The sequence below is a fragment of the Lacticaseibacillus casei DSM 20011 = JCM 1134 = ATCC 393 genome (assembly GCF_000829055.1).
In the GTDB taxonomy this organism is placed as follows: Bacteria; Bacillota; Bacilli; order Lactobacillales; family Lactobacillaceae; genus Lacticaseibacillus; species Lacticaseibacillus casei.
Genome location: NZ_AP012545.1, coordinates 1 through 26,706, shown reverse-complemented (window position 1 = coordinate 26,706; position 26,706 = coordinate 1). Strand labels below are relative to the sequence as shown.

The following is a 26,706-nucleotide window of genomic DNA, read 5'->3' as shown; positions in this document are numbered from 1 at the left end:
CGCGCACCCTTGCCATCGATCCCGAACGGGGTTAAAATGACAACAACTTGATAACTATATTTGTGGGCGCTACCGATTGCAGTCGGTGGTGTTTTTTTGTGTCTTCATTCACATATTAGTATCTGGGAATCAGCGCTATAACGCAATAGTCTAGGGATTCCTGTATTATCGAATACATGTATTCTCGGTGACGCAGAATACAATACTACAAGTATTAATGTATTCTGGAATACTTTAATACAAAACTGAATACGCACCGAAACCGTCAAATAGGGATTCTGGTTTCCAACAATATTTTTCGCTGATGTCCTCAGATAATGTATTATTGTATTACAGAATACATGTATTACAGAATACAGTTTGAACTCAAGCGCCCAAGTAACAGCGGTCATGGTATAATCTCCTTGGATGTATTACAGAATACAAAAACGGAGGTAATAACCAAATGACTGCTACCGTCTTATCCTTTGCGAACTTCAAGGGCGGCGTCGGCAAGACATCAACCACAGCACTCGTGGCTTGGAGCCTCACCAAAGCCGGGCACAAAGTCTGCATGATTGACTTCGACCCGCAAGCCAACCTGACTGCGCTGATGATCAAAACCTACGCGAGCCTGCACAATGACATGCCGGCAACCATCAAAACTTCACTGATGACTGCCATCACCGAGGACAAGCCGCTCAAAGACATCATGATTTCCATCAGCGACAACCTCGACTTGGTACCGAACGCCGTCGACTTTTCCATCTATGGTAACTTTCTTACATCAAAGTATCCAACGGAAAAAGAGCAGGTGACCTCGTTCCGGCCCTACGTTGACGCGCTGCGCGACGCTTACGACTTCATCTTCATCGACGTGCCGCCAACCCTGCAGCCATCCAACGACACCGCGTTTTACGCCTGCGATCAGCTGATTGTTGTGCTGCAAACCCAAGAACGCGCGTTAACTGGGGCTGAACAGTTCGTGAAGTACATGCAATCCTTCATGATTGACCGCTACAACGCGCCACTCGATATTCTCGGCATCTTGCCAGTCCTAACCGAACGTCGGGCGCCCGTCGACGAAGCCGTGCTACAGGCTGCCATCGATGAATTTGGCACCGAGAACATCTTCAAACACCACATCCTCATTCAGTCGCGCATCAAACGCTACGACATGACGGGCATCACCGACAACCCGAAGGACATGTGGGACAAGAAGGTGCACAACGCCTACAAAGCTGTCGCCGAGGAAATGATTCAGCGTCTGGAGGCGAATTAGTCATGGGAATGCTTGAAAAAAAGCCGGCTCAAAAGAACGGCAAATCACTCTTGCGCCACACGCCAGGCGGGGTCGAGGTCGAAAACCAGGTCGACCGCGAATCTATCATCCAAAGCGTCAAGGAAACAGCAGCCCCGAAAAAGAAGCCATCCGAAAAAACGACCTCCATTCGCATCTCGGTAACGACTCGCAACGCCCTGAATTCGCTGGTGACACTCGGTGAAGCTGACACGGTGAACACACTTCTGGACCAGCTCATCACCCAAAAACTGGAATCACTGCGCCCAGATCAGAAACGCACCTACGACATCATCAATGGCGTCGCGACCAAGCGCGACAAGGATTAGCAACCGTACTCCGTAAATGTATTATTGTATTCTAGTATTATTGTATTCTGTAATACACAAGCCCCAGAGTATACACCGCTACCACCCAAGGAGGAGACAGATGGCATCAACGGTAAAATCGATTGGGAAGTCAACACTTTTTCGGACAGTTTGCTAAGCGACTTTTTGTGAAGCTTGATCATACAAGGAAAGCCATGCTACTGGTGCAAGATAGTCTAAGCGTGCTTGTACCCTTACGCGGTTGTAAAAGGTCTCGATGTAAGCGAAGACTTGCGCTCTCAGATCATTGATATCTTTAAATTGTATCTGATAAATGAGCTCTTTCTTCATGATGGCAAAGAAGCTTTCGCTCCAAGCTTTATCACCCGGTTTTCCCAATGCTGAGAAGCTACGTTGCCAATGATATTGGTTGACCAACTTTGTCACTGCTTTGGCCGTGTATTGGCTACCACGGTCACTATGAAAAATACACGTTTCTGGCAAAGCCCACCTTTGGTGGGCTTGTTTAAGTGTCGCTAAGACTAAATCCGTGTCCATATGATTGGATATTTGATGAGCTAACACTAGGTTGCTGGTCAAATCCCTTATTTGGCAAATGTAAGCTTTTCCTTCTGATGTTGTCGTCTGTGTAATGTCACTTGATAAGGCTTCAAACGGCTTAAAAGATTGGTGTTTCACTAGATTGGGATAATCACCTTGACGAGCAAGGCGGCTATCGGTCAAACTCTTCGGATGACGACAACGTAGCGTTGAATACAGACCGGCATCAGCCATCAGACGGGCAACTCGTTGATACGTCTAACAAACGCGCCCACCTTACCACAGAAACAGAGGTTTCCCTCAACATAAAAGCATACTTATCGCTGGGGGTTACTTCTGGAGACTGGCAAAGTAGGCGGCGGCTTTTTTTAACATATCACGCTCCAATGCTAATTCGGCATTTTCACGTTTTAAGGCACGGTTCTCAGCTTCTAAAGAAGCAAACGGCGTTTGCTTTCCATCTTCGGTATATAGCTTCCGCCAACAATACAGGGCACTTTCAGGAACACCAAGTTCGGAGGCAATGATTTTAACTGGTTTGGAAGAGTTAAAACTCAAACGTACCGCATTTTTCTTAAAATCTTGGTCGTAGCGATTGCGTGAATAGGTCATTTTGAGGACTCCTTTCGGATAAATCAATTCTCTTATGTTTCTGTCCGAAATTCTAGTACAGACCCACATTAATTTGTACAAGCTTGGATACTATAAATATGTGGAAAAATATGGGAACCCGTATGAGTGATGGTTCTTTAGGGTGTATCCGTTCGGACGGACTTTCCTGAATTGACAATCAGCCCAAGCGTGTGGGGATACCCTAATTTGGAGAAAAACGTTTGTTTTTATGGTACCAAGTGGTACCATAAAGCTAGAGGTGATTTTTATGACTAGCCAAGTACATTTCAGAATGAGCGAAAAAGAAAAAAAGGACTTCGAGATTGTCCTAAGTCGTGTGGGATTAACTCCGGGAGAAGCCTTTCGTATCTTTGCCAAGAAATCCATTGAAGCCGGAGGAATTCCCTTTGAGGTCTCTCAGCCAAACACACGTTTAAAAAAGGCTATTAGGAGTCAAGATTACGTTGAATTTAACGATCCTGAGGAAGGGCTGGATTGGTTAAATGAATAAGTTTATTTATAAACCTGCCTTTGAACGTCAATTTAAAAAACATTACAAGACGATTTTAAAAGGGGGACGCTATAAGAAAGAAGATTTTGAGGCTGTTTATCATAAACTATTACGAGATGAACCGTTAGATCCACATTATAATGATCACGCTTTGGTTAATCGTAAACCAGAGCGTGATTTACATATCAAGCCGGATTGGTTATTAATTTACAAATATGATGGTGAGTTTTTGCGCTTTATCGATACGGGTTCGCATTCAGATCTTTTTAACTGAATTTGCATTTGAATCATTGCCAACGTAAAACCTGCATAGTTCAACATTAGCATCACATTAGGGTGTGATCTTTTGGGCCGACTTCATAATAAACTTTTTTAATAAAGACTCCTATGCTGGAATTACGAACAAAAATTTATGCGATCATTACAGCATAGGAACTTAAATAAATAAAAGTTCAAGGAAAGGCTGTTATCCATAAGCTAAATACATCAGATAGGCTACATATCTATACTTTACAAAGACTGTCATGGGAGATGGTAGCATGAATGAGAATCATAAGGAGAGACTGTGGCTGACATCCTTTTTGGCTGCAATTGTTGCAACAATTGCTTTTTCGGTTTATATCACTGAGTATCAATATGGTGGTGATTCTTACTACATGAAGATTGATAGTCAGCCTATTATTTCAAACGTTGAAGTACCTGTTGGAATATCGATTCAAGGATACACTTACGAAGGAGCTGCTAAGAACGCACAGGGAAAAATAAAGAATCTCAAGTTAAAAACAGATGAGCACGATATAGGCCCGTTTAAATCTGGGCAAATCATTAAAATCACTGTTAATAAAACATATGGAATCGTTGATTACCAAAGAGTGACTAAAAAAGAGACACCACTAAGAGCACAATAGGGTGTACCCTATTGTAACTAAAGAGAGAAGGGAGTATTATTAGTTACATATAAGTGACCCGGAGGCGACCTGAAATTGGCTAAAATCGGTTATGCGCGTGTTAGTACGCGTGATCAAAATCTGGCGCGTCAAATAGAACAACTACATGATGCTGGTGTTAATAAAATCTTTCAAGAGAAGCTTTCGGGTAAAAATGCCGATCGTCCTCAACTGAAAGCAATGTTAGACTATATTCGTGATGATGATGAAGTAGTGGTACTGAGCCTTGATCGACTTGGTCGCAATTCTCATGATTTGACTAACATCATCGAAACCATTCGGCATCGTGGAGCTCAATTGAATGTTCTAAATCTGCCTAGCTTTGCAAGTATTGAAGATCCTAACCTTCGTAACTTGATTACGACAATTATTGTCGAACTATATAAGTATATTGCTCAAGAAGAGCGCGAAACTATTAAGATACGGCAACAACAAGGCATCGAAATTGCCAAACGCCAGGGCAAATATAAGGGTAAAATTCGCGAGTATGGGCCTCATTCACCTAATCGTCAAAAACGCTATATTTATAAAGAAGCCTGTCGCCTTTTAAATAGGAAGAAAGACGGAGATAAAACTTTGACCAAGCGACAAATTGCTCGCATGTTAGGTATTGCACCAGTAACCTTATATCGCATCGAAAAGTATCAGGCAGAAGATCTAGCAAACGTTCCCCCTAGTGAGAGGTAAACATCATGATAGATTTAAGGGGCAAACGAATTCTCTTTACCGGCCGTTTGCGATCTTTTCGTCGTTTGCAGGCACAACAGTTAGCAACTATTCTAGGAGCAAAACCTGTCAACGGGATTGACAAAAATGTCGATATCCTTGTGGTTGGTATTATTAGCAAACCCTATGATCAACTACTTACCACTCAAAAGTTAACGTATGCTAGAACCTATGGCATTCCAAAGATTGACGAATTAGCCTTTATTTCATGGTGCCAATGGCGATTAGATCAATTGAAAGCAACTCTTTAAGTACCTTCTTATCAAACGGGGGGATTAGTATGCAAAAGCGTATCGATTTGGCTAATCAAACGTTTGGACGACTCACAGTCATTAGTTTTTTTGGAAGCAGTTCTAATGGAAACGCGCTTTGGCTCTGTCAATGTCAATGTGGAAATAAATGTATTGTTGACAGTCAACGACTTCAAAAAGGATTCACTCGCAGTTGTGGGTGTTTGCGATCAGAAATAAGCAGATCAAACATAAAAGCTAATAACCAGACTAAAAAATACATGGGCAATCCCAAGAATTTTCAACTAATTAATCTTCATAAAATCCCTTTCCCTCTTTTTAATGTCCTCATGGTAACGCGGCTTAGTTGCGAACAGGTAACAGAAGCGTAGCGTTTTGGTAACTTTTTTAATAACTTGAGAAAAATGGTGTGAAATGTTACCAGTCGCCTCATGTCTGACTTACGGAAAATTAGTAGAATCAATCGCAAGTTAATGGGGAATATGGTACATTAAATCCAGCAAAAATTAATATCTGAAGGAGCTGAAGCAAGCATTGTTACACTTTTTGGGTCAATTGTACGGACCGTTCTTTGATCTCCATAATTGGGAAACCGTGATTACCTCAGGCGACGATTGGCTGATTATCTTTTCATTGGTCTTAATTGAGTGCCTTTTGTCAGTTGATAATGCCGTGGTTCTAGCCGCGCAAACGCAGTCACTACCTACTCGTGAACAGCAGGAAAAGTCATTGTTTTATGGTATTTGGGGGGCTTACTTTTTCCGGTTTGTTATCATTGGATTGGGAACGTATTTGATTCATTTCTGGGAAATTAAAGTCATTGGTGCATTATACCTATTGTACTTGGTCTTTCAATTGGGAAGTCAACACTTTTTCGGACAGTTTGCTAAGCGACTTTTTGTGAAGCTTGGTCATACAAGGAAAGCCATGTTACTGGTGCAAGATAGTCTAAGCGTGCTTGTACCCTTACGCGGTTGTAAAAGGTCTCGATGTAAGCGAAGACTTGCGCTCTCAGATCATTGATATCTTTAAATTGTATCTGATAAATGAGCTCTTTCTTCATGCTGGCAAAGAAGCTTTCGCTCCAAGCGTTATCACCCGGTTTTCCCAATGCTGAGAAGCTACGTTGCCAATGATATTGGTTGACCAACTTTGTCACTGCTTTGGCCGTGTATTGGCTACCACGGTCACTATGAAAAATACACGTTTCTGGCAAAGCCCACCTTTGGTGGGCTTGTTTAAGTGTCGCTAAGACTAAATCCGTGTCCATATGATTGGATATTTGATGAGCTAACACTAGGTTGCTGTTCAAATCCCTTATTTGGCAAATGTAAGCTTTTCCTTCTGATGTTGTCGTCTGTGTAATGTCACTTGATAAGGCTTCAAACGGCTTAAAAGATTGGTGTTTCACTAGATTGGGATAATCACCTTGACGAGCAAGGCGGCTATCGGTCAAACTCTTCGGATGACGACAACGTAGCGTTGAATACAGACCGGCATCAGCCATCAGACGGGCAACTCGGTGATAGGAAGCTTTATTACCATTTTTACGCAATAAACCGCAGATGCGTTTGGGCCCGTAAGTGCCCTGTCCTTGATCAAAAAAGTGTTTGATTCGTTGACGATATTGCCTTTCTTTGGCGTTTCGCTTTGGCAAAGCTCTCCGCCAAGCATAATAACCACTCGTTGATACGTCTAACAAACGCGCCCACCTTACCACAGAAACAGAGGTTTCCCTCAACATAAAAGCATACTTATCGCTGGGGGTTACTTCTGGAGACTGGCAAAGTAGGCGGCGGCTTTTTTTAACATATCACGCTCCAATGCTAATTCGGCATTTTCACGTTTTAAGGCACGGTTCTCAGCTTCTAAAGAAGCAAACGGCGTTTGCTTTCCATCTTCGGTATATAGTGGATTGAAGTCAATATTTGAGACAGATTTTAAGAGACATTCAGAACCGCGTTTACCTTCCACAGCTCAAATAAATCATTAATTGCGATTAATAACTTATTTGAACCCTGGAAAGCATTAAGTCAGGCGGCCATTTGGCTCGTAAGTGTTGCAATTTCAACTTGTAAGGGGGTCTGGTAGCCCAGTGAACTATGAATTCTCTTCCTATTGTAAAAAGCATGCACATATTCAAAAAGGACGGCAGCGGCAGTTTCATAATCTTCAAAGACCGGCACTGGATAAACACATTCCTTTTTGAGGGAAGCGTGAAAGGATTCCATTGGCGCATTATCATACGGACAACCCTTACGGCTGTATGAGTGGCGGATATGTAGCTCAGTTAAACGTTGATTGTAATCATCGCTGGTATACTGTGATCCTAAATCCGTATGGATAATCAGGTCCCCAGTAATGGTTCGATTTTTAACCGCGCTTTCAAGGGTCTTTAAGACTAAATCAGTATCCATCTTTTTTGAGAACGAATAGCCGATAATCCGTCGTGAGTGCAGGTCCATGATGGTTGATAAGTAACACTAGCCATTACGCTTCGTTTGAATATAGGTCATATCAGCGGTCCATTTTTGATTTAAACCAGTGGTCGAGAAATCCTGCTTAAGCAAGTTGGGACGCTGTTCAACCTTGGTTTTGGAAGCCGAAGCCGCTTTCCACTTATTGACGGTAACGGAGTGGATATCCAGTTCCTTCATGAGCCGGGAAATCCGTCGTGGACTGCACCGAAGCTGCAGTGGTTGAAGTTCCAGATTCAATTCATGGTGGATCTTCATAACACCGTATCGCTGCTTAAATTCCGCAAAGATCCGCAGAATCCGTTGTTTCAAGCCCGCATCTTCGGCCCGGCGTTTTGAAGGTTTGGGGGATCGATAACGATAATACTGAGCTCTGGAAACACCGAGGATTCGGCACATCTTGGTTACCTGGTGGTGATGGCTTTCTTGGTGAATGTAATCAAAGATATTGGTTACTTCTGCGCAAGAAAGCCTAGGGCTTTTTTTAGGATTTCGTTCTCCTCAGACAGCGAAGCCAGTCGCTTTTCCATCGCTTTGATTTCGTCTGGCGATTTACCGGATTGAGTTTTGGCCTGGCCCTGGATCCACTTATGAACTGTTGAATAGCCAATGCCATATTCTCTGGCCATTTGGGCAGCTGATTCGCCTTGCTTATATAGGTTGATAATGTTTTGTTTGAATTCTTTGTCGTAACGACTTGTCATGTAAAAATTCCTTCCTTTTGAGAGACGATTTATTCATTATACCCTCTCTTAAAAGTTGTCTCAGGAATCAGCTTACATCCACCTGAGCTAACATATTTTGTGACAGATTCATAAAATTTCCCAGCAATTTATCATTTTATTTCTTAAAAATCCTTGACACTTCCACTGGGATTATGTATATTTATGGCAACAAAAAATTTCGGAGGTGTCACTATGACTCAATCAATGTTTAATGCGATTAATTGTTGCTGTCGAACAACGCTTTTTTGGCGATGTTCGGCCTGTTAGCATTGACATTTTTTGAGGAATAATGACCTTAAAGAAGTTCAATGTCCACTTGGCTGGAATTGAACTAAGGGCGCGAGAATTCTGATTTTTCAGAGTTTCGCGCCCTTTTTCTATTCACTGCAGCCAACCGGCCATTTAACATCGCCAAAGATCATCTTTCCTGAATCGCAGTCTAACAGTTAAAACAACTATTCAGAAAGGATCTTACCATGCTTATTCAATCCGTTTCCCAACTCATTGGCCATACCCCGATGATCGACCTACAAATTAACGTTCCTCACCACAGTCACATTTACGCCAAACTTGAAATGTTTAATCCCGGCGGCAGCATCAAGGACCGCTTGGGTCAGTACATGATTCAAGACGCCATCGACCACGGTAAAGTGACTGAAGGAAAAACCACCATTATTGAACCCACCGCCGGCAATACCGGCATTGGGGTGACCCTGGCCGCCCAACAGCACCGCTTGCCAACTATCCTCGTCGTCCCTGAAAAGTTTAGTTTTGAAAAACAACAGCTGATGAAGGCTCTCGGGGCGACTCTCATCAACACGCCGAGCGACCAAGGAATCAAAGGCGCCATCCAAAAAGCGCGCGAGTTGGCAGCTAAGACCCCAAACAGTTTTGTGCCGATGCAGTTTGAAAATCCGGCTAATCCAGCGACTTATTACCACACCTTGGCGCCGGAGTTAGTAGCAGACGTCCCTGCTCAAATTAACGCGTTCGTTGCTGGCGCGGGCAGTGGCGGGACATTTGCCGGCATCGCCCGATATCTGAAAGAACAGAATTCAGCAACCCGGACCGTCGTCGTTGAACCCGAAGGCTCCATTCTAAATGGTGGCCCGGCTCATCCCCACAAAACGGAAGGGATTGGTGTCGAATTTATTCCGCCCTTCTTCAAAGACGTCCAAATTGATGAAACCCTCACCATTTCTGACAACGACGCGTTTGATCAGGTTAAACAAATGGCCAAAACACAAGGGCTCTTCATTGGCAGTTCCAGCGGGGCCGCGTTAGCAGCTAGTCTTAAAGTAGCCAATGAATTGCCAGAAAACAGTTCAATCGTCACGGTTTTTCCAGACAGCAGCGAGCGTTACATGAGTGAAAACATTTACAACTAATCAACTTAAATCTAACAACTAAAAAAGTGAGGTCAATGATTATGGAATTTGATACAAAATTAATTCACGGTGGCATCAGCGAAGACAAATACACAGGCGCAACATCAGTCCCAATCTATATGGCATCCACCTTTCATCAACAGAAGATTGGTGAAAACGAATACGAATATTCCCGTTCGGGTAACCCCACCCGGGAAGCGGTTGAAAAATTAATTGCCGATTTGGAAGACGGCACCGCTGGCTTTGCGTTTGCTTCCGGTTCGGCGGCCATCGATACGGTGTTCTCACTATTTTCTGCCGGCGATCATTTCGTCATTGGCAATGACGTCTACGGTGGGACTTTCCGCTTGATTGACGCGGTTTTAAAACGATTCGGCATGACGTTTACCGTCGTTGATACCCGCGACCTGCAAGCCGTTAAAGCCGCCATCACCCCCGCCACAAAGGCCATTTATTTGGAAACCCCGACCAATCCACTGCTGCGGGTAACCGATATCGCTGCCGTCGCTAAAATTGCTAAGGACCGTGGTATTTTAAGCATTATCGACAACACTTTCTCATCGCCATACGTTCAACGGCCCTTAGACCTTGGCGTGGATATCGTTTTGCACAGTGCTTCTAAGTACCTTGGTGGCCATAGTGATCTGGTTGCCGGCCTGGTAGTCACTAAGGATCAAGCCCTTGGCGAAAAAATTGGGTACCTGCAAAATGCCATCGGCGGCATCTTGGCACCCCAGGAGAGCTGGTTATTGCAACGGGGAATGAAGACCCTCTCACTTAGAATGCGGGCTCATTTGGCCAATGCGGAAGCAATCTTCAATTATTTGAAAAATCAGCCGCTGGTCAGCAAAATTTACTATCCTGGCGATCCTAACAATCCGGATTACGAAGTTGCTCAGAAACAGATGCACGGATTTGGCGCAATGATCTCGTTCGAATTACAAGCCGGTCTGGATCCCAAACAATTTGTCGAACAACCCCAAGTTATCACCCTGGCCGAAAGTCTGGGCGCTCTTGAAAGTCTCATCGAAATTCCAGCCTTGATGACTCACGGTTCAATCCCCCATGACATCCGGCTTAAAAACGGCATCAAGGACGAACTAATCCGCCTGTCAGTCGGCGTTGAGGATCAAAAAGACCTATTAGCCGACCTGGAACGTGGATTCGATCAACTAAAGGGGAGCCATCAAGATGTTTCAAACAGCAAGGTCCATTCTCAAGCGTGATCCGGCCGCTCATAGTCTGCTTCAGGTGATTCTAACGTATCCCGGGGTTCGGGCACTGTTCTGGTATCGGATTGCTCACTTCTTTGCCAGTCATCAACGATTCGTCATAGCTGGCTTAATTAGCCAACACGCCGCTAAAGTTACTGGAATTACAATTGCCCCCGAAGCAACCATCGGCAAACGCGTTTTCATCGATCACGGGGTGGGAACTGTTATTGGCGCAACCGCCATCATCGAAGACGACGTCACCATTCTTCATGGTGTGACATTTGGCACGCGGCGTATGACGGATAAGGGCCGGCGCCACCCTCACGTCAGAAAGGGTGCTTTCATTGGCGCCAATGCCCAGATACTGGGGCCAATCGAGATTGGGCCATACAGCAAGGTTGGCGCCGGTGCCGTTGTGCTGGTAAATGTTCCTAGCCATTTGACCGTCGTTGGCAATCCGGCTACGATTGCCCCACATCCGATTTCAAAAGTCGTTTCCGTTTCCTTTAATCATCAGGTAACAAGATCAAAATAAGGACGATAAAAGGTCATTGACAACCAAATTGCCAATGACCTTTTACATAGTTACTGAAACTTGAAAGCTAATAATCACGCCAAAGGCGTGTGGTTATTGGCTTTCAAGTTTCAGATACTGTTTAAGAACCTGTCTAGTATCTGCTGAATCTGGTAGAATTGTGGAAAACCGACTGAGGCGTTTGTCATGCCAGATTATCCAAGCAATATTTCTCGAGCGCAATTTGCGTTAATACAACCTGATTTAGAAAACCTCCGCAAGCATACAAGACCGCGTCGTTATGATCTTTATGACGTACTCAATGCCATCCTTTACTCGCTTACTACAGGGTGTCAATGGCGTGAATTACCGCACGATTTCCCGGAATGGCACACTGTCTACCGCTATTACGATATGTGGCGAGATAAACCAGACCCGACAGCTGATTCGCTATTAGAAAGGCTTTTAAAAAAACTGTTGCTTCCTATCGCTTTGCACAGGGCCGATCGGCCCGAACGTCGTTTGTGATTGTTGATGCTCAAAGTGTTAAAACCACTGATTTAACGAAAAATAGTGGCTACGATGGCGGCAAAAAGATTTCAGGGATTAAGCGTCATATGGCGGTTGATATTAATGGTTTACCACAAGCCATTCTCGTGACACGAGCTAATGTATCAGATCGTTCAGGTGCATTGCTATGCTTAGTTTGGCTAGCCAAAATTTAGAGCTGGTTCAGCATGTCATGGTTGATGGTGGCTACACTGGCAATGACTTTGCGGATCAGGTGAAGCTCATTTTGAATGCTAAGACGACGGTAGCTAAACGCAACGAGTTGCATATGTTCACGGTGTTACCTCAACGATGGATCGTTGAACGTTCATGGAGTTGGCTAGACAAATGTCGGCGACTTTGGAAAAACTGTGAACGTGCCCTTAACAGCAGTCTTCAAATGGTTGTATTGGCCTTCCTGGAGATAGTTCTTAAAAGATACTAGACAGGTTCTTAGGCTATCTTCCAAATTGTACAGCAGAACAAATTCCATTGGTTGCCAAGAAAACTGTCCCTCGCAGTAGTGCTCCAAAGGTTTTTTGGAATCATTTTGTGAATTTCGTTAATGAAAAACTCTAAAATTTTACTGACAGAAAACTTGTCAGAAAATTAACTCACAAAAAAAGCCGTCAATTTACTGATAGCTTTTTTTATTATCCTTTAGATTTTACAATTGCAAGTAAAATTGCACCTGTTACGAACAGAACAATCCCAATTCCAACATAAACCAATTCTTTTTTGGTTTTCTTTTCACCAAGGAAGAGAATTCCTCCAATAGTTGAAATGACAACACCTAATTGTGAGAATGAAAAGGCAATTGCGTTACCAGCAGCGCTTGCAGCCATAAGCATAAAGATATTACCTACACCAAACATTACTCCATTAATCATATTTTGATAAACATATTTTTCCATTTTAATTTTGAAACGACCCATCACAAGTGCTCCAAAGATCATTCCAACTGACATTGGCAAGATAATTGTCAGTGTATCAAAATGAACATTGAACCAAAGTACTGCTAAGTTATTAAAAAGAATAACATAGCTAACATATCCCAAAGTTGAGTAAGTTAAAGCAATCAATCCTTTAGTATAATTACGTCCTTCTTCAACAACTGCATTTTCTGGGTCACGTTTAGCTGAGAAATAGAACCCAACTATCAAAACAGCCATCGCAGTAAATCCGAGAATAAATTGAATTTGTTTTGTCCATTCGTGGAAAGCAAAGACCCCAAGCAATCCACCAATTACTAATTGACTTCCTGATGAAAGTGGACTCGCTACTGAAACACCCATGTATTTCATTGAATTAAACTGACCAAATTGTCCAATTGCCCAAAACAATCCACCAATAAATCCAATTAAGAAAATTTGCCATGTCAACGTTGGCATGCGGAATAAGAAAACAATAAGTGCAAAAACAAAAGCGCCCAAAGTCATTCCAAGTGTTTGTTGATTAGCATCACCACCAATTTTATTAGCCACAACTCCGATAGAACCCCAAGCAAAAATTGGAACAAGCGCGAAAAGAACTCCTTGCATGTTTATATTTACCTCTTTAAAATAATTTTTTACTTAAAAAATTAAGCATATCTCTATTTTACTTTTTTCAATTAACACTAAAATCGGTGGCGTATGAATTTGGTTAAGAGGTGCATAAGAAGTCACTTCCCAGTCCTTTTGTGGCAAACTAGAAGTCAACTTAATAACGGCATCTTTTTCTTCCATCCCCCCCTCATGACCGTAATAAATCACAATCGCAATTCTTCCACCTACAACTAACTGATTAGTCAAAGCATCTAGAGCAGTCAAAGTGGTATCAGCCTTTGTAACCACACTTTTATCAGTTTTTGGTAAATATCCAAGATTAAAAATAGCTGCTTTGATTGACTCTTTGACATATTCAGAAATCTTTTCATGACCAGACAAAATTAAATTTACTGACGGCTCTGTCAGTAAATTCGAGAGATTTTTTTAAATATTTGATTTTTTATTCCAGCATCATCTAAACGTTTTTCAGTTGCGTTTAGCGCATGCACCATCGCATCCACATCGGAATCAAAGAGTAAGGTACCATGATGAATTAGGTAGCCATTCTGATAGCGCTGCGCGTTACAGGATATTTTCTTACCCTCAATCACTAAATCATTGCGGCCAGTGGCTTCAGCTGGAATTCCCATATTGTGTAACGCTTTCACCACTGGCTTAACGAAGGTTGAAAAATCAACTGATCCTGAATTAGCAACTGGTAAAATCAAGGTAAAGCATAAATTGCCTAAATCATGGTAGACGGCCCCACCACCGGTTACTCGACGCATAACTGGTAACTGCTGCTCTTTCACATAATCTAAATTAACTTCTGCCCATGTATTTTGATTTTGCCCAACAATAATGGTTGGTGCGTTTTGCCAAAGTGCCACCACTGGCTCATCAGCATGTAGATTCTCCAGCAGCCAAGCATCCATGGCAATGTTCGTTGCTGGGTCAGCTCAAAAATAATTTACATACTTCATGATGCACTCCATCCCTTTGGGAAGTCAACACTTTTTCGGACAGTTTGCTAAGCGACTTTTTGTGAAGCTTGGTCATACAAGGAAAGCCATGTTACTGGTGCAAGATAGTCTAAGCGTGCTTGTACCCTTACGCGGTTGTAAAAGGTCTCGATGTAAGCGAAGACTTGCGCTCTCAGATCATTGATATCTTTAAATTGTATCTGATAAATGAGCTCTTTCTTCATGCTGGCAAAGAAGCTTTCGCTCCAAGCGTTATCACCCGGTTTTCCCAATGCTGAGAAGCTACGTTGCCAATGATATTGGTTGACCAACTTTGTCACTGCTTTGGCCGTGTATTGGCTACCACGGTCACTATGAAAAATACACGTTTCTGGCAAAGCCCACCTTTGGTGGGCTTGTTTAAGTGTCGCTAAGACTAAATCCGTGTCCATATGATTGGATATTTGATGAGCTAACACTAGGTTGCTGGTCAAATCCCTTATTTGGCAAATGTAAGCTTTTCCTTCTGATGTTGTCGTCTGTGTAATGTCACTTGATAAGGCTTCAAACGGCTTAAAAGATTGGTGTTTCACTAGATTGGGATAATCACCTTGACGAGCAAGGCGGCTATCGGTCAAACTCTTCGGATGACGACAACATAGCGTTGAATACAGACCGGCATCAGCCATCAGACGGGCAACTCGGTGATAGGAAGCTTTATTACCATTTTTACGCAATAAACCGCAGATGCGTTTGGGCCCGTAAGTGCCCTGTCCTTGATCAAAAAAGTGTTTGATTCGTTGACGATATTGCCTTTCTTTGGCGTTTCGCTTTGGCAAAGCTCTCCGCCAAGCATAATAACCACTCGTTGATACGTCTAACAAACGAGCCCACCTTACCACAGAAACAGAGGTTTCCCTCAACATAAAAGCATACTTATCGCTGGGGGTTACTTCTGGAGACTGGCAAAGTAGGCGGCGGCTTTTTTTAACATATCACGCTCCAATGCTAATTCGGCATTTTCACGTTTTAAGGCACGGTTCTCAGCTTCTAAAGAAGCAAACGGCGTTTGCTTTCCATCTTCGGTATATAGCTTCCGCCAACGATACAGGGCACTTTCAGGAACACCAAGTTCGGAGGCAATGATTTTAACTGGTTTGGAAGAGTTAAAACTCAAACGTACCGCATTTTTCTTAAAATCTTGGTCGTAGCGATTGCGTGAATAGGTCATTTTGAAGACTCCTTTCGGATAAATCAATTCTCTTATGTTTCTGTCCGAAATTCTAGTACAGACCCTGCATGGCTTGGGCAGTTTCCGCAAGATAGACTTGATGCGAGTGACGCTTCGAGTCGAGCTGAGTTACAGATCCACGCGTGATTTCTCGTGAGATTGTCGCTTTACTGCGATGAAGCTTCTGTGCAATCACGGTCGCGGTGTCACCAGCAGCCTGAAGGGCCTGAATTGTAGCACGGTCGCTAAAACTGAGTTGTTGGTAATGCTTGTGGGTGTTAGTCTGAGAGTGGGTCATGAAGATTCCTGCTTTCTTGTTTAGCTAGCACTAACAAGAATAGGTCTTCATGGCCTTTATGGTCTAGTCGTCAGGGTGTTGCACTTGAATTGTAAACTGGGGCAACTTCTTTTTTGACCACCGGCCGAATTCTTCGTCCATGATTCTTAAGGGCTCTAAAATATTTGGTACTGATGACCACTCGCTCACGCGATTGGTTGTTGGTACCTTTTTTGGTTTTTTGGTGTAAAAATAAAAAAGGACAGACCAGCTGCAACCAGTCTGCCCAAAATACCCTCGAAAGGATATCCCAACATGGATAACGATATCAGAATTTTAATTGGATTAACAGACTTAAATGTCGATTTTGATCCAAAAGCAGAACAACACTTCAATGAAACTAATCTCAACGGAACCACTACAATTACTTGGAATCTCCTTCTGACATACGCTACCAACTGCGAAAAATGCGGAACTCCGCTGGTTCACAATGGTACCAAAATGGTTACTCATCAAGGGCCACGTAGCGCATTCAAGTTTCAAAACTATAGAATCCGAAAGCAAAAATTTCTATGCAAGAAATGTGGACACACGTCCATTGCGCACCTCACTGACATTCAACCAAACAACCCTATCATCGATAAGGTTAAACAAACCGCAGCAATGGAACTAAGTGAAAACGTTAGTCAAAAGCACATCGCCTTAGATAACAACATATCAACGCAAACCGTAATGCGCGCAGCCGAAGGCTTATTCGTTTACAACAAAACAAATTTCCATTACCTGCCACAAAACATCGCGTTCGATGACTTCAAATCAGGCAAGTTCGCAACTAGCGGAATGAGCATGATTTTAATCGATTCTGTTAACCACCACATTCTAGATGTCATGAAGGAGCGCGGTGCTGGTCAGCTCCGTGCCTATTTCAATCAATACAGTCCAGCAGCTCGAGCTGCTGTTAAAACCATTACTGTAGATTTATTCACCCCTTACAGAGCTATGATTAAGGATTTATTTCCAAACGCAAACATCGTAGCCGACAGATTTCACGTTGTAACTCAAGCATACCGTGAACTAAACAAGGTTCGTATCAGTGTTATGAAACAATTCGGGTCAGACAGCAAAGAGTATCGCCAACTAAAGCGCTTCTGGAAACTACTTATGAAGCACGAAACTGCACTCGATTACACTAGCCGCAAAAATCGAATCAATTTTAAGCATGCCTATTTAACTGATAAAGAAGTTATCGACCGCCTACTGGCGCTCTCTGATGAACTGCGTGACGCATACGCTTTCTACCAAGGGATTCTTTACGCCATCGAAACTCGTGATGAAGCTGAACTTAAGTCTGTTCTATACCCCACAAAAAATGATGCCCAATACCGCTCATTGCCAAAGGCAATGAAGAAGGCTCGTCGCACTATCCGCAAGCACTTCGACGAAATAATAAACAGCTTTATCTATGGATTCTCAAACGGACCAATTGAAGGTTCAAACAATAAAATCAAAGCAATTAAGCGCACGGCATACGGGTTCCGTAGTTTCAAAAACTTTCGTCTACGTATTCTTATCTCATTCAAGAATATTTTCTACTCAATGAACTATAAGCAAAAGGCAGCTGATCTCAACAATGTGAAGTCAGCTGCCGAAGCAAGGTTCAAAATATTAAATTTTACCGGTCATCAGTACCATTTGACTTTGAACCGTTTTAAGTCGCTAGTATTCATGAAAAATCCCTCCGTAAATAGTTTTACTAAAATTTTATTAGGTTTGACTATAATGATTTTTTTGATTGTTGTCAACACCCCACAAGACCTTTAGAACAAGATTTGGTAACGCTTTACAAATTTATCACGTTATCGATTCAAATTCTTCTTATCGCCCGTTGTCGTTGTCAGTAGTCGTTGTCATTTAGTTAAAATTTAACTAAAATGACATATATAAATTTAATATTTTGTTTTATAATAATTGTAAGCGTTTTTTATGTAACTTTGAAAGGAGCTTCCTCATGCAAGCTAATCTTCAATGGTTAGATGACCCAGAAGTCTTCCGGGTCAACCAATTACCTGCACATAGTGATCACCATTATTATCACGACACAGCAGAATTCAAAACGGGTAGTCGCTTCATCAAGAGTCTCAATGGCGCTTGGCGTTTTAACTTCGCCAAGACACCGGCTGAACGCCCAGTTGATTTTTATCAACCCGATTTCGATGCAACCGACTTTGATACGATTCAAGTTCCCGGTCATATTGAACTAGCCGGCTATGGTCAAATTCAATACATTAACACGCTATACCCATGGGAAGGTAAAATTTACCGTCGCCCACCATATACCCTCAATCAAGATCAATTAACACCAGGCCTATTCAGCGACGCTGCGGACAACACCGTCGGCTCGTACCTCAAAACCTTCGATCTCGACGATGCTTTTAAAGGGCAACGTATTATCATTCAGTTCCAAGGGGTAGAAGAAGCCCTGTACGTCTGGTTAAATGGCCATTTTATTGGCTACGCTGAAGATAGTTTCACCCCTTCAGAATTTGATTTGACGCCGTATATTCAGGACCAAGGTAACGTTTTAGCGGTTCGGGTCTACAAACGCAGTACTGCTGCCTTTATTGAAGACCAAGATATGTTCCGTTTCTCTGGTATTTTCCGTGACGTCAATATACTGGCGGAGCCTGCTAGCCATATTACTGATTTGGACATCCGACCAGTTCCAAATGCCAATCTCAAAAGTGGTGAGCTCAACATCACTACTAAAGTAACCGGCGAACCAGCCACTTTAGCGCTGACCGTTAAAGACCATGACGGGCGAGTACTGACGAGTCAAACGCAAACCAGTAGTGGCAGTGTAACCTTTGATACTATGTTATTCGACCAACTGCACTTGTGGTCACCACAAACGCCGTATCTCTATCAATTGACAATTGAAGTTTATGATGCTGATCACCAACTCTTGGAAGTCGTCCCATATCAGTTTGGGTTCCGGACGGTCGAGCTGCGCGATGACAAAGTCATTTACGTCAACAATAAACGGTTGGTGATCAACGGGGTTAACCGGCACGAATGGAACGCCCACACCGGTCGCGTTATCAGTATGGCTGATATGCGCGCTGATATCCAAACCATGTTAGCTAACAATATCAATGCCGATCGGACCTGCCATTATCCTGATCAATTACCTTGGTATCAATTATGTGACGAGGCCGGTATCTACATAATGGCCGAAAACAACCTCGAATCGCACGGGTCATGGCAAAAGATGGGGGCTATCGAGCCTTCTTACAATGTTCCTGGCGATAATCCACACTGGTTAGCAGCGGTGATCGACCGGGCCCGTTCAAACTACGAATGGTTTAAAAACCACCCATCGATCATTTTTTGGTCACTTGGCAATGAATCGTATGCTGGCGAAGATATCGCGGCGATGCAGGCTTTTTATAAAGAACACGATGATTCACGACTCGTCCACTACGAAGGCGTTGTCTACACACCAGAATTAAAAGATCGCATTTCTGATGTTGAAAGTCGGATGTACGAAAAGCCCCAAAATATTGTAGCTTACTTGGAAGATAACCCAACCAAACCTTTCCTAGATTGTGAATATATGCATGACATGGGGAATTCTCTGGGCGGTATGCAATCATATAATGATTTGATCGACAAGTATCCAATGTATCAAGGTGGCTTTATTTGGGACTTTATTGATCAAGCACTCTTCGTTCATGACCCAATCACCGACCAAGACGTGCTCCGGTATGGCGGTGATTTCGACGACCGCCACTCCGATTATGAATTCTCCGGTGACGGCTTAATGTTTGCCGACCGGACACCAAAACCAGCAATGCAAGAGGTGAAATATTATTATGGCTTACACAAATAATCAACTACACGTTATTTACGGCGACGGGAGTTTAGGACTACAGGGGGCTAATTTCCACTACCTCTTTAGCTACGAACGTGGCGGACTTGAATCACTCGTCGTCAACGATAAAGAGTGGCTCTATCGTACACCCACGCCCATCTTTTGGCGGGCGACAACCGATAATGATCACGGTAGCGGCTTTTCAGTCAAATCCGCACAGTGGTACGCGGCCGATAAGTTCTCAACTTGTCAAGATATCGAATTGACGGTTGACGACCAACCAGTCACACCGTTACCAATCGCGCCACTCAATAACAAATACACGGATCACGAAATCGCCACGAAAGTCTCTCTGGCTTACCACTTCGTTACCACGACCGTTCCTAGTACCATCGTCACAGTGACTTATACGGTGACAGCAGACGGTCAGATCAATATCGCCACCCATTATAGCGGTCAGTCTGATTTGCCAGAGCTACCCGCATTTGGTCTGCGGTTTATCATGCCAACTACCGCGACCGGCTTCGACTATACCGGTTTGTCCGGTGAGACTTATCCTGACCGGCTGGCTGGCGCAACACACGGGCAATTCCACGTTGACAGTCTGCCAGTCACACCATACTTGGTCCCACAAGAATGCGGCATGCACATGCAAACTGAACAAGTGACAGTAACGCGATCAACAACACAAAATAACGCTGACCACGACAACACACCATTCAGTTTGACATTTAGCCAAGCCGATGCACCATTCGCCTTCAGCTGCCTTCCCTATACCGCTGCTGAACTAGAAAACGCAACACACATGGAAGAATTACCATTAGCACGGCGAACGGTCTTATCAATCTACGGTGCCGTTCGTGGGGTCGGTGGCATTGATAGTTGGGGAACGGACGTAGAAGCCCCATATCATATCCTCGCTGATCAAGACATTGACTTCAGCTTTAACATTCATTTCTAAAAATTAATTTGATTTCAAAAGAACGCTCCGGCAGGTTATTTGCCAGAGCGTTCTTTTAGATTAACGATGATTAAGTTTTAATATGTTTAATGGCTGAGCTTAGTCCTTATCCTTGAAGTAATGTACCTGCGCCGTAAAGTCACTAGTTTGAACGGGAGTCGTGTAGAGTCCTAGTTGCATCAATTCATCGCCACCGTACATTTTGTTTGTGTCGGTCTCAACGTAGGTCTGCTGAGGGTCTAATCCCGCTAACTTCGTAATATGCGGTTCTGGTTGAACTGCACCTAAAATAACGAAGGTGAACAGCAAAGCTTCTTTCTGATCCGGACTAACAAACATCCACGCGACCGTATTAGATTCAAACGGGCTCTCTAATCGATAAAAGGTCCCGTATTGAACTAACTCACGGTGCTGCTTATAGAAGGCAACCTGTCTTATAACGGCCTGCTTGTCCGCATCACTTAGTTGGGCCGCGTCCAGTTCATAGCCCAAGGTACCACTCATTGCCACAGCACCACGCATCTTCATCGACGTCGACCGTCCTAACAATTCATCCGGGCTCGTCCCAACATGGGCGGTAATTGCAGAAATTGGATAAACGAGTGAAGTCCCATATTGAATTTTGAGCCGTTCAATCGGGTCATTATTATCAGATGGCCAACTCTGTGGCATATAATACATTAAACCAGCATCGAAGCGGCCACCACCGCCAGAGCAGCCTTCAAATAAAATCTGTGGATAGCGTTTCGTTAAACGCTCCATCAAGTCATATACACCTAAGATAAAGCGGTGGCTAGTCTCACCTTCATGAGCTGAATCGCTATGTGGCGAATAGACTTCCGTTAAATTGCGGTTCATATCCCACTTGATATAATCAATGGGCACCTTATCAAGAACTGCGGTCATTTGTTCAAAAATATTGTCGACAACATCCGGTTGGCTGAAATCAAGCACGTATTCGTTCCGCGATAACGTTCGGCCACGATCTGGTACGCCTAACACCCAGTCAGGATGGGCCCGATAAAGTTCGAAATCGGCTGAAATATTTTCTGGCTCGAACCAAAGTCCGAACCGCATCCCTTTATCATGGGTCCGTTTACTAATATCCGCTAAGAACCTGTCTAGCATCTGCTGAATCTGGTAGAATTGTGGAAAACCGACTGAGGAGTTTGTCATGCCAGATTATTTAAGCAATATTTCTCGAGCGCAATTTGCGTTAATACAACCTGATTTAGAAAAATTCCGTAAGCATACAAGACCGCGTCGTTATGATCTTTATGACGTATTCAATGCCATCCTTTACTCGCTTACTACAGGGTGTCAATGGCGTGAATTACCGCACGATTTCCCGGAATGGCATACCGTCTACCGCTATTACGATATGTGGCGAGATAAACCAGACCCGACAGCTGATTCGCTATTAGAAAGGCTTTTAAAAAAACTGTCGTTTCCTATCGTTTTGCACAGGGCCGATCGGCCCGAACGTCGTTTGTGATTGTTGATGCTCAAAGTGTTAAAACCACTGATTTAACGAAAAATAGTGGCTACGATGGCGGCAAAAAGATTTCAGGGATTAAGCGTCACATGGCGGTTGATATTAACGGTTTACCACAAGCCATTCTCGTGACACGAGCTAATGTATCAGATCGTTCAGGTGCATTGGCTATGCTTAGTTTGGCTAGCCAAAATTTAGAGCTGGTTCAGCATGTCATGGTTGATGGTGGCTACACTGGCAATGACTTTGCGGATCAGGTGAAGCTCATTTTGAATGCTAAGACGATGGTAGCTAAACGCAACGAGTTGCATACGTTCACGGTGTTACCGCAACGATGGATCATTGAACGTTCATGGAGTTGGCTAGACAAATGTCGGCGACTTTGGAAAAACTGTGAACGCGCCCTTAACAGCAGTCTTCAAATGGTTGTATTGGCCTTCCTGAAGATAGTTCTTAAAAGATACTAGACGGGTTCTTACATTTGCCAAATAAGGGATTTGACCAGCAACTTAGTGTTAGCTCATCAAATATCCAATCATATGGACACGGATTTAGTCTTAGCGACACTTAAACAAGCCCACCAAAGGTGGGCTTTGCCAGAAACGTGTATTTTTCATAGTGACCGTGGTAGCCAATACACGGCCAAAGCAGTGACAAAGTTGGTCAACCAATATCATTGGCAACGTAGCTTCTCAGCATTGGGAAAACCGGGTGATAACGCTTGGAGCGAAAGCTTCTTTGCCATCATGAAGAAAGAGCTCATTTATCAGATACAATTTAAAGATATCAATGATCTGAGAGCGCAAGTCTTCGCTTACATCGAGACCTTTTACAACCGCGTAAGGGTACAAGCACGCTTAGACTATCTTGCACCAGTAGCATGGCTTTCCTTGTATGACCAAGCTTCACAAAAAGTCGCTTAGCAAACTATCCGAAAAAGTGTTGACTTCCCTCAATCAGATCTTTCATCAATTTACTACTGAAAAAGAGGTTTGGCCGTATTCAATTGATGAAAGCATTCTTGATATGACCCATACTTGGCGGCTGTTTGGCAATTCCGTTCGCGAAGTGGCACGCTTGATTCAAAAGACAGTTCGGCAAAAGCTAGGCTTGTATACCACCGTGGGAATTGGTGACAATCCGGTGCAAGCTAAATTAGCCTTAGACCTTTACGCTAAACATAATCATGAATTGATCGGTGAAATCCATTACGAAACTGTGCCAGATAAGATTTGGTCAATCAACGAATTAACGGATGTTTGGGGGATTGGCCCCCATATGGCTAAACGTTTGAACCGGCTTCAAATTCACAATATGTATGAGCTAGCCCATACCAACCCTTATTTACTCAAACAACAACTTGGCATCATTGGTAGCCAATTATTTGCTACGGCCTGGGGAATTGATCGCGCAAAAGTCACGGAACCAATTAAGGTTAAAGCAGCTAGCTTGGGTAATTCACAAGTGCTACCACGGGACTATTTTAACCAAGCCGAAATCGAAACGGTCATTAAAGAAATTGGGGAACAGGTGGCGGCGCGGCTTCGGCACCACCATAAACTAGCGGGGTGTCTATCGCTAAGAACCCGTCTAGTATCTTTTAAGAACTATCTTCAGGAAGGCCAATACAACCATTTGAAGACTGCTGTTAAGGGCGCGTTCACAGTTTTTCCAAAGTCGCCGACATTTGTCTAGCCAACTCCATGAACGTTCAATGATCCATCGTTGCGGTAACACCGTGAACGTATGCAACTCGTTGCGTTTAGCTACCATCGTCTTAGCATTCAAAATGAGCTTCACCTGATCCGCAAAGTCATTGCCAGTGTAGCCACCATCAACCATGACATGCTGAACCAGCTCTAAATTTTGGCTAGCCAAACTAAGCATAGCCAATGCACCTGAACGATCTGATACATTAGCTCGTGTCACGAGAATGGCTTGTGGTAAACCGTTAATATCAACCGCCATGTGACGCTTAATCCCTGAAATCTTTTTGCCGCCATCGTAGCCACTATTTTTCGTTAAATCAGTGGTTTTAACACTTTGAGCATCAACAATCACAAACGACGTTCGGGCCGATCGGCCCTGTGCAAAACGATAGGAAACGACAGTTTTTTTAAAAGCCTTTCTAATAGCGAATCAGCTGTCGGGTCTGGTTTATCTCGCCACATATCGTAATAGCGGTAGACGGTATGCCATTCCGGGAAATCGTGCGGTAATTCACGCCATTGACACCCTGTAGTAAGCGAGTAAAGGATGGCATTGAATACGTCATAAAGATCATAACGACGCGGTCTTGTATGCTTACGGAATTTTTCTAAATCAGGTTGTATTAACGCAAATTGCGCTCGAGAAATATTGCTTAAATAATCTGGCATGACAAACTCCTCAGTCGGTTTTCCACAATTCTACCAGATTCAGCAGATACTAGACAGGTTCTAAGATACCGTTCTCTTACAGATTCAAAATCATTGATGACCTTGTCGGTACCCACGCGCTCCAAATCTTCATCAAAGACTGAATAGAAGCCTTTACTGAAGGAATACCACCATTCGCATTTGCCATGTTAAGCATCTCCTAAAAAGCCATCACAGAACGCACACTCAAGCTGAAAATGGTCACTTTTTCCAATCTATACAAATCTAATAATAACAACGAACAACATGAAAACCAACCACACAAAGACAATGCTCAAAAGAGACGCAATCAGCCTGCAACGAGAGAAGGAGAACACTGCTTAACTAGATATATGTATTGGCGAATGAGACCATTTAATATGGCGCATAGCTCCATCAAAAATCCCAATAATCTGTAAGGTCATCTGAACCGACTCAGCTTGCGGCGAAGGTTGCTCTGGCTCACGCTGCACAGTCCCCTTCTCGCTCTGTACGTACTTTGCAATCATCCGCGCCGTTGCCAAATAAACGCCGCCATTGCGCCCCCGCACCCGGCGAATGCTCATCTGCGCTCGCTTAGCCAACGCGTTCAAGAGCCGCACTAAGGACTGCCGGCTGATGCCGAGCGCTTGCTGCAGCTGCAAATAAGTAAACCGCGCATGCCCAAGCACGCGGTCAGTCGACCGTTCAGCAAGCCGCAGCAGATCCTGGGCCCACTCCTGTTGATGGGAATACTGCCGCTGGGCACGTGGCTTACGAAAATGCGACCACGCCTGTGCCCCGCTCTTAATCACGGTGCCAGGCACATAGCGCTCGCACAATTCCCGCACATAGCTCATGTTCGCACCTTGATACCGTCCAGAATAGGCTGACCGCACGATGGCTCGCACTTCACTGTCGCGCAGCGGCTGCCGCTGAAAACTTGACCACTGATCAGCATAGTCGAATGCTTCCGCTTCAGATACGCCAGAAGCGTACTGGGCCAGGCATAGCGTCAAAAGCGTATTGTTGCGCCCGTAACCGCTCCCCTGCGCGCATGGCACCTGGGCCTGAGTCAGTGCCTCAAACCATTGTGTATGTACCTGATCACTCACTAGCTTCGTTGGCTTAGTCTGCTGTTGCCCCTCAACGGACATCGACCAGGCCTGCAGCACAGCAAACGCTGGCCGGGCATCCTCATCGACTTCGACCAGGTTGTCACTCAATGGTAGCCGAAAGAAGCCAAAATCATTGGCTCCGGTATCAGTATAAGGATTCTGGGCCGCCACTGCTGCGCGAATCGCCTGTGAGACGTGTTTTGCCGATGCCAGTGCCGGGTAGCGACCATCTCCACTGCGACGGATCCAAACCGGCGCCGCCATCACGTAGTACGCCTGATAACCATGTGGGGTCGACAAAATGTAGGTCGGCTCAAACAACACCGCACCATGCCGAATGGTAAAGCAGCTGCTATCAAAATCAGCGTAATCAGGCTTTTCACCGGCGGGATAATCAACATCAACGACAAATGTGGTAATTGCCTTGAGATTCTTTTCCACGTGCCCACGAATGGTGCCAAACTTCGCCCCTCGCCGCTCGTAAGTACCATAGCGAAAAACATTAGGCGTCCAGTGTGAAGCGCCATCGGCATCCAGTACGGCCTCCTGCGAGGTCATCACGACCCCTTGCGCCGCTCGCAGCAAGTCCTTACTCCAGCACACAAAAACCGCCCCGCTTTTGCGGGCCATACCATCTGGCACCAACGCTGAACGCTTGTAGCGTCGGGTAGATAAGGTTTCGCCTAGAATTGTCTTGATTGCATCGGCTGCATCCGTCTTGCGCATCCTACTCGCTCCCGTTGTTGAGATACAACAAAGGCCCAGTACCGCTTTTGCGTATACTGGGCCCTTGGGCGAAGAGTGTACGCAAAAAACAGAAAACAC

At 44.1% G+C, this 26,706-nt stretch carries 21 protein-coding genes and 10 pseudogenes; 18 read left to right on the top strand and 13 right to left on the bottom strand.

Features of this window, described 5'->3' with window-relative positions:
• The first annotated feature begins 445 nt into the window (after window positions 1-445).
• Both LBCZ_RS14270 and LBCZ_RS14265 read left to right on the top strand, forming a co-directional pair.
• Window positions 446-1,261, top strand: coding sequence for a ParA family protein (locus LBCZ_RS14270; protein WP_039640171.1), 816 nt, complete (start codon window positions 446-448; stop codon window positions 1,259-1,261).
• Between the two features lie 2 nt (window positions 1,262-1,263).
• The gene (locus tag LBCZ_RS14265; RefSeq protein WP_025013985.1) at window positions 1,264-1,608 is read left to right on the top strand and encodes a DUF5388 domain-containing protein; all 345 of its coding nucleotides are present in this window, start codon (window positions 1,264-1,266) and stop codon (window positions 1,606-1,608) included.
• Between the two features lie 153 nt (window positions 1,609-1,761).
• Here LBCZ_RS14265 and LBCZ_RS15360 read toward each other — a convergent pair.
• A pseudogene (locus LBCZ_RS15360) lies at window positions 1,762-2,760 on the bottom strand (IS3 family transposase).
• Between the two features lie 268 nt (window positions 2,761-3,028).
• Here LBCZ_RS15360 and LBCZ_RS14245 point away from each other — a divergent pair.
• From LBCZ_RS14245 to LBCZ_RS15345, 6 genes and pseudogenes are all read left to right on the top strand, one after another.
• The gene (locus LBCZ_RS14245) at window positions 3,029-3,271 is read left to right on the top strand and encodes a type II toxin-antitoxin system RelB/DinJ family antitoxin (RefSeq protein ID WP_016363783.1); all 243 of its coding nucleotides are present in this window, start codon (window positions 3,029-3,031) and stop codon (window positions 3,269-3,271) included.
• Entirely contained in the window at window positions 3,264-3,545 is a 282-nt protein-coding gene (locus LBCZ_RS14240; protein ID WP_003572114.1) for a type II toxin-antitoxin system YafQ family toxin, read from the top strand. The genes LBCZ_RS14245 and LBCZ_RS14240 overlap by 8 nt, the downstream gene beginning before the upstream one ends.
• A gap of 265 nt (window positions 3,546-3,810) precedes the next feature.
• On the top strand, window positions 3,811-4,179 hold the full coding sequence (locus tag LBCZ_RS14235; protein WP_003582572.1) for a YxeA family protein: 369 nt from the start codon (window positions 3,811-3,813) through the stop codon (window positions 4,177-4,179).
• Between the two features lie 75 nt (window positions 4,180-4,254).
• Window positions 4,255-4,905: a recombinase family protein gene (locus tag LBCZ_RS14230; protein ID WP_025014008.1), complete on the top strand. Its 651-nt coding sequence runs from the start codon at window positions 4,255-4,257 to the stop codon at window positions 4,903-4,905.
• Window positions 4,906-4,910: 5 nt separating this feature from the next.
• A complete protein-coding gene (locus LBCZ_RS14225) occupies window positions 4,911-5,195 on the top strand; it encodes a BRCT domain-containing protein (protein WP_012807396.1) in 285 nt (94 codons plus the stop codon).
• Between the two features lie 534 nt (window positions 5,196-5,729).
• Window positions 5,730-6,089: pseudogene (locus LBCZ_RS15345) on the top strand (TerC family protein); the annotation flags it as partial.
• Here the strand turns inward: LBCZ_RS15345 and LBCZ_RS14220 are convergent.
• The 4 genes and pseudogenes from LBCZ_RS14220 to LBCZ_RS16500 form a co-directional block, all read right to left on the bottom strand.
• A pseudogene (locus tag LBCZ_RS14220) lies at window positions 6,082-7,106 on the bottom strand (IS3-like element ISL1 family transposase); the annotation flags it as partial. The pseudogenes LBCZ_RS15345 and LBCZ_RS14220 overlap by 8 nt on opposite strands.
• A gap of 122 nt (window positions 7,107-7,228) precedes the next feature.
• Window positions 7,229-7,666, bottom strand: a pseudogene (locus LBCZ_RS15895) (IS3 family transposase); the annotation flags it as partial.
• Between the two features lie 12 nt (window positions 7,667-7,678).
• Window positions 7,679-7,984, bottom strand: a complete 306-nt coding sequence (locus LBCZ_RS16505) for an IS3 family transposase (protein WP_232900617.1) — start codon at window positions 7,982-7,984, stop codon at window positions 7,679-7,681.
• A 140-nt stretch (window positions 7,985-8,124) separates the two neighbouring features.
• Window positions 8,125-8,376, bottom strand: coding sequence for an IS3 family transposase (locus LBCZ_RS16500; protein WP_015975056.1), 252 nt, complete (start codon window positions 8,374-8,376; stop codon window positions 8,125-8,127).
• Window positions 8,377-8,873: 497 nt separating this feature from the next.
• Here LBCZ_RS16500 and LBCZ_RS14200 point away from each other — a divergent pair, with 497 nt between their 5' ends.
• The 4 genes and pseudogenes from LBCZ_RS14200 to LBCZ_RS15335 all read left to right on the top strand — a co-directional run bounded on the left by LBCZ_RS14200 (window position 8,874) and on the right by LBCZ_RS15335 (window position 12,507).
• On the top strand, window positions 8,874-9,785 hold the full coding sequence (locus LBCZ_RS14200; protein WP_025013994.1) for a PLP-dependent cysteine synthase family protein: 912 nt from the start codon (window positions 8,874-8,876) through the stop codon (window positions 9,783-9,785).
• A 41-nt stretch (window positions 9,786-9,826) separates the two neighbouring features.
• Entirely contained in the window at window positions 9,827-11,011 is a 1,185-nt protein-coding gene (locus tag LBCZ_RS14195; RefSeq protein WP_039640188.1) for a trans-sulfuration enzyme family protein, read from the top strand.
• Complete coding sequence (epsC, locus tag LBCZ_RS14190) at window positions 10,977-11,534, top strand: serine O-acetyltransferase EpsC (protein WP_003590051.1); 558 nt, start codon at window positions 10,977-10,979, stop codon at window positions 11,532-11,534. Before LBCZ_RS14195 ends, epsC begins: the two co-directional genes overlap by 35 nt.
• Before the next feature lie 186 nt (window positions 11,535-11,720).
• Window positions 11,721-12,507, top strand: a pseudogene (locus LBCZ_RS15335) (IS5 family transposase).
• Between the two features lie 208 nt (window positions 12,508-12,715).
• Here LBCZ_RS15335 and LBCZ_RS14180 read toward each other — a convergent pair.
• The 5 genes and pseudogenes from LBCZ_RS14180 to LBCZ_RS14155 form a co-directional block, all read right to left on the bottom strand.
• On the bottom strand, window positions 12,716-13,603 hold the full coding sequence (locus tag LBCZ_RS14180) for a GRP family sugar transporter (protein WP_025014017.1): 888 nt from the start codon (window positions 13,601-13,603) through the stop codon (window positions 12,716-12,718).
• Between the two features lie 33 nt (window positions 13,604-13,636).
• Window positions 13,637-13,990 (bottom strand): tRNA 5-(aminomethyl)-2-thiouridylate-methyltransferase MnmM, encoded by a 354-nt coding sequence (gene mnmM / locus LBCZ_RS16230; protein WP_232900619.1) that lies wholly within the window; start codon window positions 13,988-13,990, stop codon window positions 13,637-13,639.
• A gap of 23 nt (window positions 13,991-14,013) precedes the next feature.
• Window positions 14,014-14,526: a lipoate--protein ligase family protein gene (locus LBCZ_RS16225; RefSeq protein WP_172644477.1), complete on the bottom strand. Its 513-nt coding sequence runs from the start codon at window positions 14,524-14,526 to the stop codon at window positions 14,014-14,016.
• Window positions 14,527-14,621: 95 nt separating this feature from the next.
• A protein-coding gene (locus LBCZ_RS14165; protein ID WP_144340559.1) for an IS3 family transposase occupies window positions 14,622-15,784 on the bottom strand; the annotation gives its coding sequence in 2 pieces (ribosomal slippage) (window positions 14,622-15,544 and window positions 15,544-15,784; 1,164 coding nt in all).
• Between the two features lie 67 nt (window positions 15,785-15,851).
• Window positions 15,852-16,082, bottom strand: a pseudogene (locus LBCZ_RS14155) (helix-turn-helix domain-containing protein); the annotation flags it as partial.
• Between the two features lie 294 nt (window positions 16,083-16,376).
• On the opposite strand from LBCZ_RS14155, the pseudogene LBCZ_RS14150 reads away from it, so the two are divergent.
• The 3 genes and pseudogenes from LBCZ_RS14150 to LBCZ_RS14140 form a co-directional block, all read left to right on the top strand.
• A pseudogene (locus tag LBCZ_RS14150) lies at window positions 16,377-17,708 on the top strand (ISL3 family transposase); the annotation flags it as partial.
• A 361-nt stretch (window positions 17,709-18,069) separates the two neighbouring features.
• Window positions 18,070-19,950, top strand: coding sequence for a glycoside hydrolase family 2 TIM barrel-domain containing protein (locus tag LBCZ_RS14145; RefSeq protein ID WP_039640181.1), 1,881 nt, complete (start codon window positions 18,070-18,072; stop codon window positions 19,948-19,950).
• Window positions 19,934-20,893: a beta-galactosidase small subunit gene (locus tag LBCZ_RS14140; protein ID WP_004559688.1), complete on the top strand. Its 960-nt coding sequence runs from the start codon at window positions 19,934-19,936 to the stop codon at window positions 20,891-20,893. Before LBCZ_RS14145 ends, LBCZ_RS14140 begins: the two co-directional genes overlap by 17 nt.
• Before the next feature lie 99 nt (window positions 20,894-20,992).
• On the opposite strand, the pseudogene LBCZ_RS14135 reads toward LBCZ_RS14140, so the two are convergent.
• Window positions 20,993-22,012 (bottom strand): annotated as a pseudogene (locus LBCZ_RS14135) (alpha-galactosidase); the annotation flags it as partial.
• A 55-nt stretch (window positions 22,013-22,067) separates the two neighbouring features.
• On the opposite strand from LBCZ_RS14135, the gene LBCZ_RS15875 reads away from it, so the two are divergent.
• From LBCZ_RS15875 to LBCZ_RS14115, 3 genes and pseudogenes are all read left to right on the top strand, one after another.
• Window positions 22,068-22,855 (top strand): IS5 family transposase gene (locus LBCZ_RS15875; protein ID WP_107811140.1). Its coding sequence is split into 2 segments (ribosomal slippage): window positions 22,068-22,335 and window positions 22,335-22,855, totalling 789 coding nucleotides; the frame shifts between segments, so codons are not numbered across the junction.
• Window positions 22,856-22,861: 6 nt separating this feature from the next.
• Window positions 22,862-23,311 (top strand): annotated as a pseudogene (locus LBCZ_RS15870) (DDE-type integrase/transposase/recombinase); the annotation flags it as partial.
• A pseudogene (locus LBCZ_RS14115) lies at window positions 23,283-23,969 on the top strand (Y-family DNA polymerase); the annotation flags it as partial. The pseudogenes LBCZ_RS15870 and LBCZ_RS14115, both read left to right, overlap by 29 nt.
• A gap of 9 nt (window positions 23,970-23,978) precedes the next feature.
• Here LBCZ_RS14115 and LBCZ_RS15315 read toward each other — a convergent pair.
• Together LBCZ_RS15315 and LBCZ_RS14110 are read right to left on the bottom strand one after the other, a co-directional pair.
• Window positions 23,979-24,766 (bottom strand): IS5 family transposase gene (locus LBCZ_RS15315; RefSeq protein ID WP_107811140.1). Its coding sequence is split into 2 segments (ribosomal slippage): window positions 23,979-24,499 and window positions 24,499-24,766, totalling 789 coding nucleotides; the frame shifts between segments, so codons are not numbered across the junction.
• Window positions 24,767-25,125: 359 nt separating this feature from the next.
• The gene (locus LBCZ_RS14110) at window positions 25,126-26,607 is read right to left on the bottom strand and encodes a primase C-terminal domain-containing protein (protein WP_025013986.1); all 1,482 of its coding nucleotides are present in this window, start codon (window positions 26,605-26,607) and stop codon (window positions 25,126-25,128) included.
• Window positions 26,608-26,706: the final 99 nt, after the last annotated feature.

What these genes read in the sequence shown, in the direction of transcription:
- LBCZ_RS14245 (WP_016363783.1), top strand. Translation starts at nt 3,029, where the DNA reads ATGACTAGCCAAGTACATTTCAGAATGAGCGAAAAAGAAAAAAAGGAC.
- LBCZ_RS14195 (WP_039640188.1), top strand. Translation starts at nt 9,827, where the DNA reads ATGGAATTTGATACAAAATTAATTCACGGTGGCATCAGCGAAGACAAA.
- LBCZ_RS14140 (WP_004559688.1), top strand. Translation starts at nt 19,934, where the DNA reads ATGGCTTACACAAATAATCAACTACACGTTATTTACGGCGACGGGAGT.
- LBCZ_RS14110 (WP_025013986.1), bottom strand. Translation starts at nt 26,607, where the DNA reads ATGCGCAAGACGGATGCAGCCGATGCAATCAAGACAATTCTAGGCGAA.
- epsC (WP_003590051.1), top strand. Translation starts at nt 10,977, where the DNA reads ATGTTTCAAACAGCAAGGTCCATTCTCAAGCGTGATCCGGCCGCTCAT.
- LBCZ_RS16500 (WP_015975056.1), bottom strand. Translation starts at nt 8,376, where the DNA reads ATGACAAGTCGTTACGACAAAGAATTCAAACAAAACATTATCAACCTA.
- LBCZ_RS14240 (WP_003572114.1), top strand. Translation starts at nt 3,264, where the DNA reads ATGAATAAGTTTATTTATAAACCTGCCTTTGAACGTCAATTTAAAAAA.
- LBCZ_RS14145 (WP_039640181.1), top strand. Translation starts at nt 18,070, where the DNA reads ATGCAAGCTAATCTTCAATGGTTAGATGACCCAGAAGTCTTCCGGGTC.
- LBCZ_RS14270 (WP_039640171.1), top strand. Translation starts at nt 446, where the DNA reads ATGACTGCTACCGTCTTATCCTTTGCGAACTTCAAGGGCGGCGTCGGC.
- LBCZ_RS14265 (WP_025013985.1), top strand. Translation starts at nt 1,264, where the DNA reads ATGGGAATGCTTGAAAAAAAGCCGGCTCAAAAGAACGGCAAATCACTC.
- LBCZ_RS14235 (WP_003582572.1), top strand. Translation starts at nt 3,811, where the DNA reads ATGAATGAGAATCATAAGGAGAGACTGTGGCTGACATCCTTTTTGGCT.
- LBCZ_RS14200 (WP_025013994.1), top strand. Translation starts at nt 8,874, where the DNA reads ATGCTTATTCAATCCGTTTCCCAACTCATTGGCCATACCCCGATGATC.
- LBCZ_RS14225 (WP_012807396.1), top strand. Translation starts at nt 4,911, where the DNA reads ATGATAGATTTAAGGGGCAAACGAATTCTCTTTACCGGCCGTTTGCGA.
- LBCZ_RS16225 (WP_172644477.1), bottom strand. Translation starts at nt 14,526, where the DNA reads ATGGATGCTTGGCTGCTGGAGAATCTACATGCTGATGAGCCAGTGGTG.
- LBCZ_RS14180 (WP_025014017.1), bottom strand. Translation starts at nt 13,603, where the DNA reads ATGCAAGGAGTTCTTTTCGCGCTTGTTCCAATTTTTGCTTGGGGTTCT.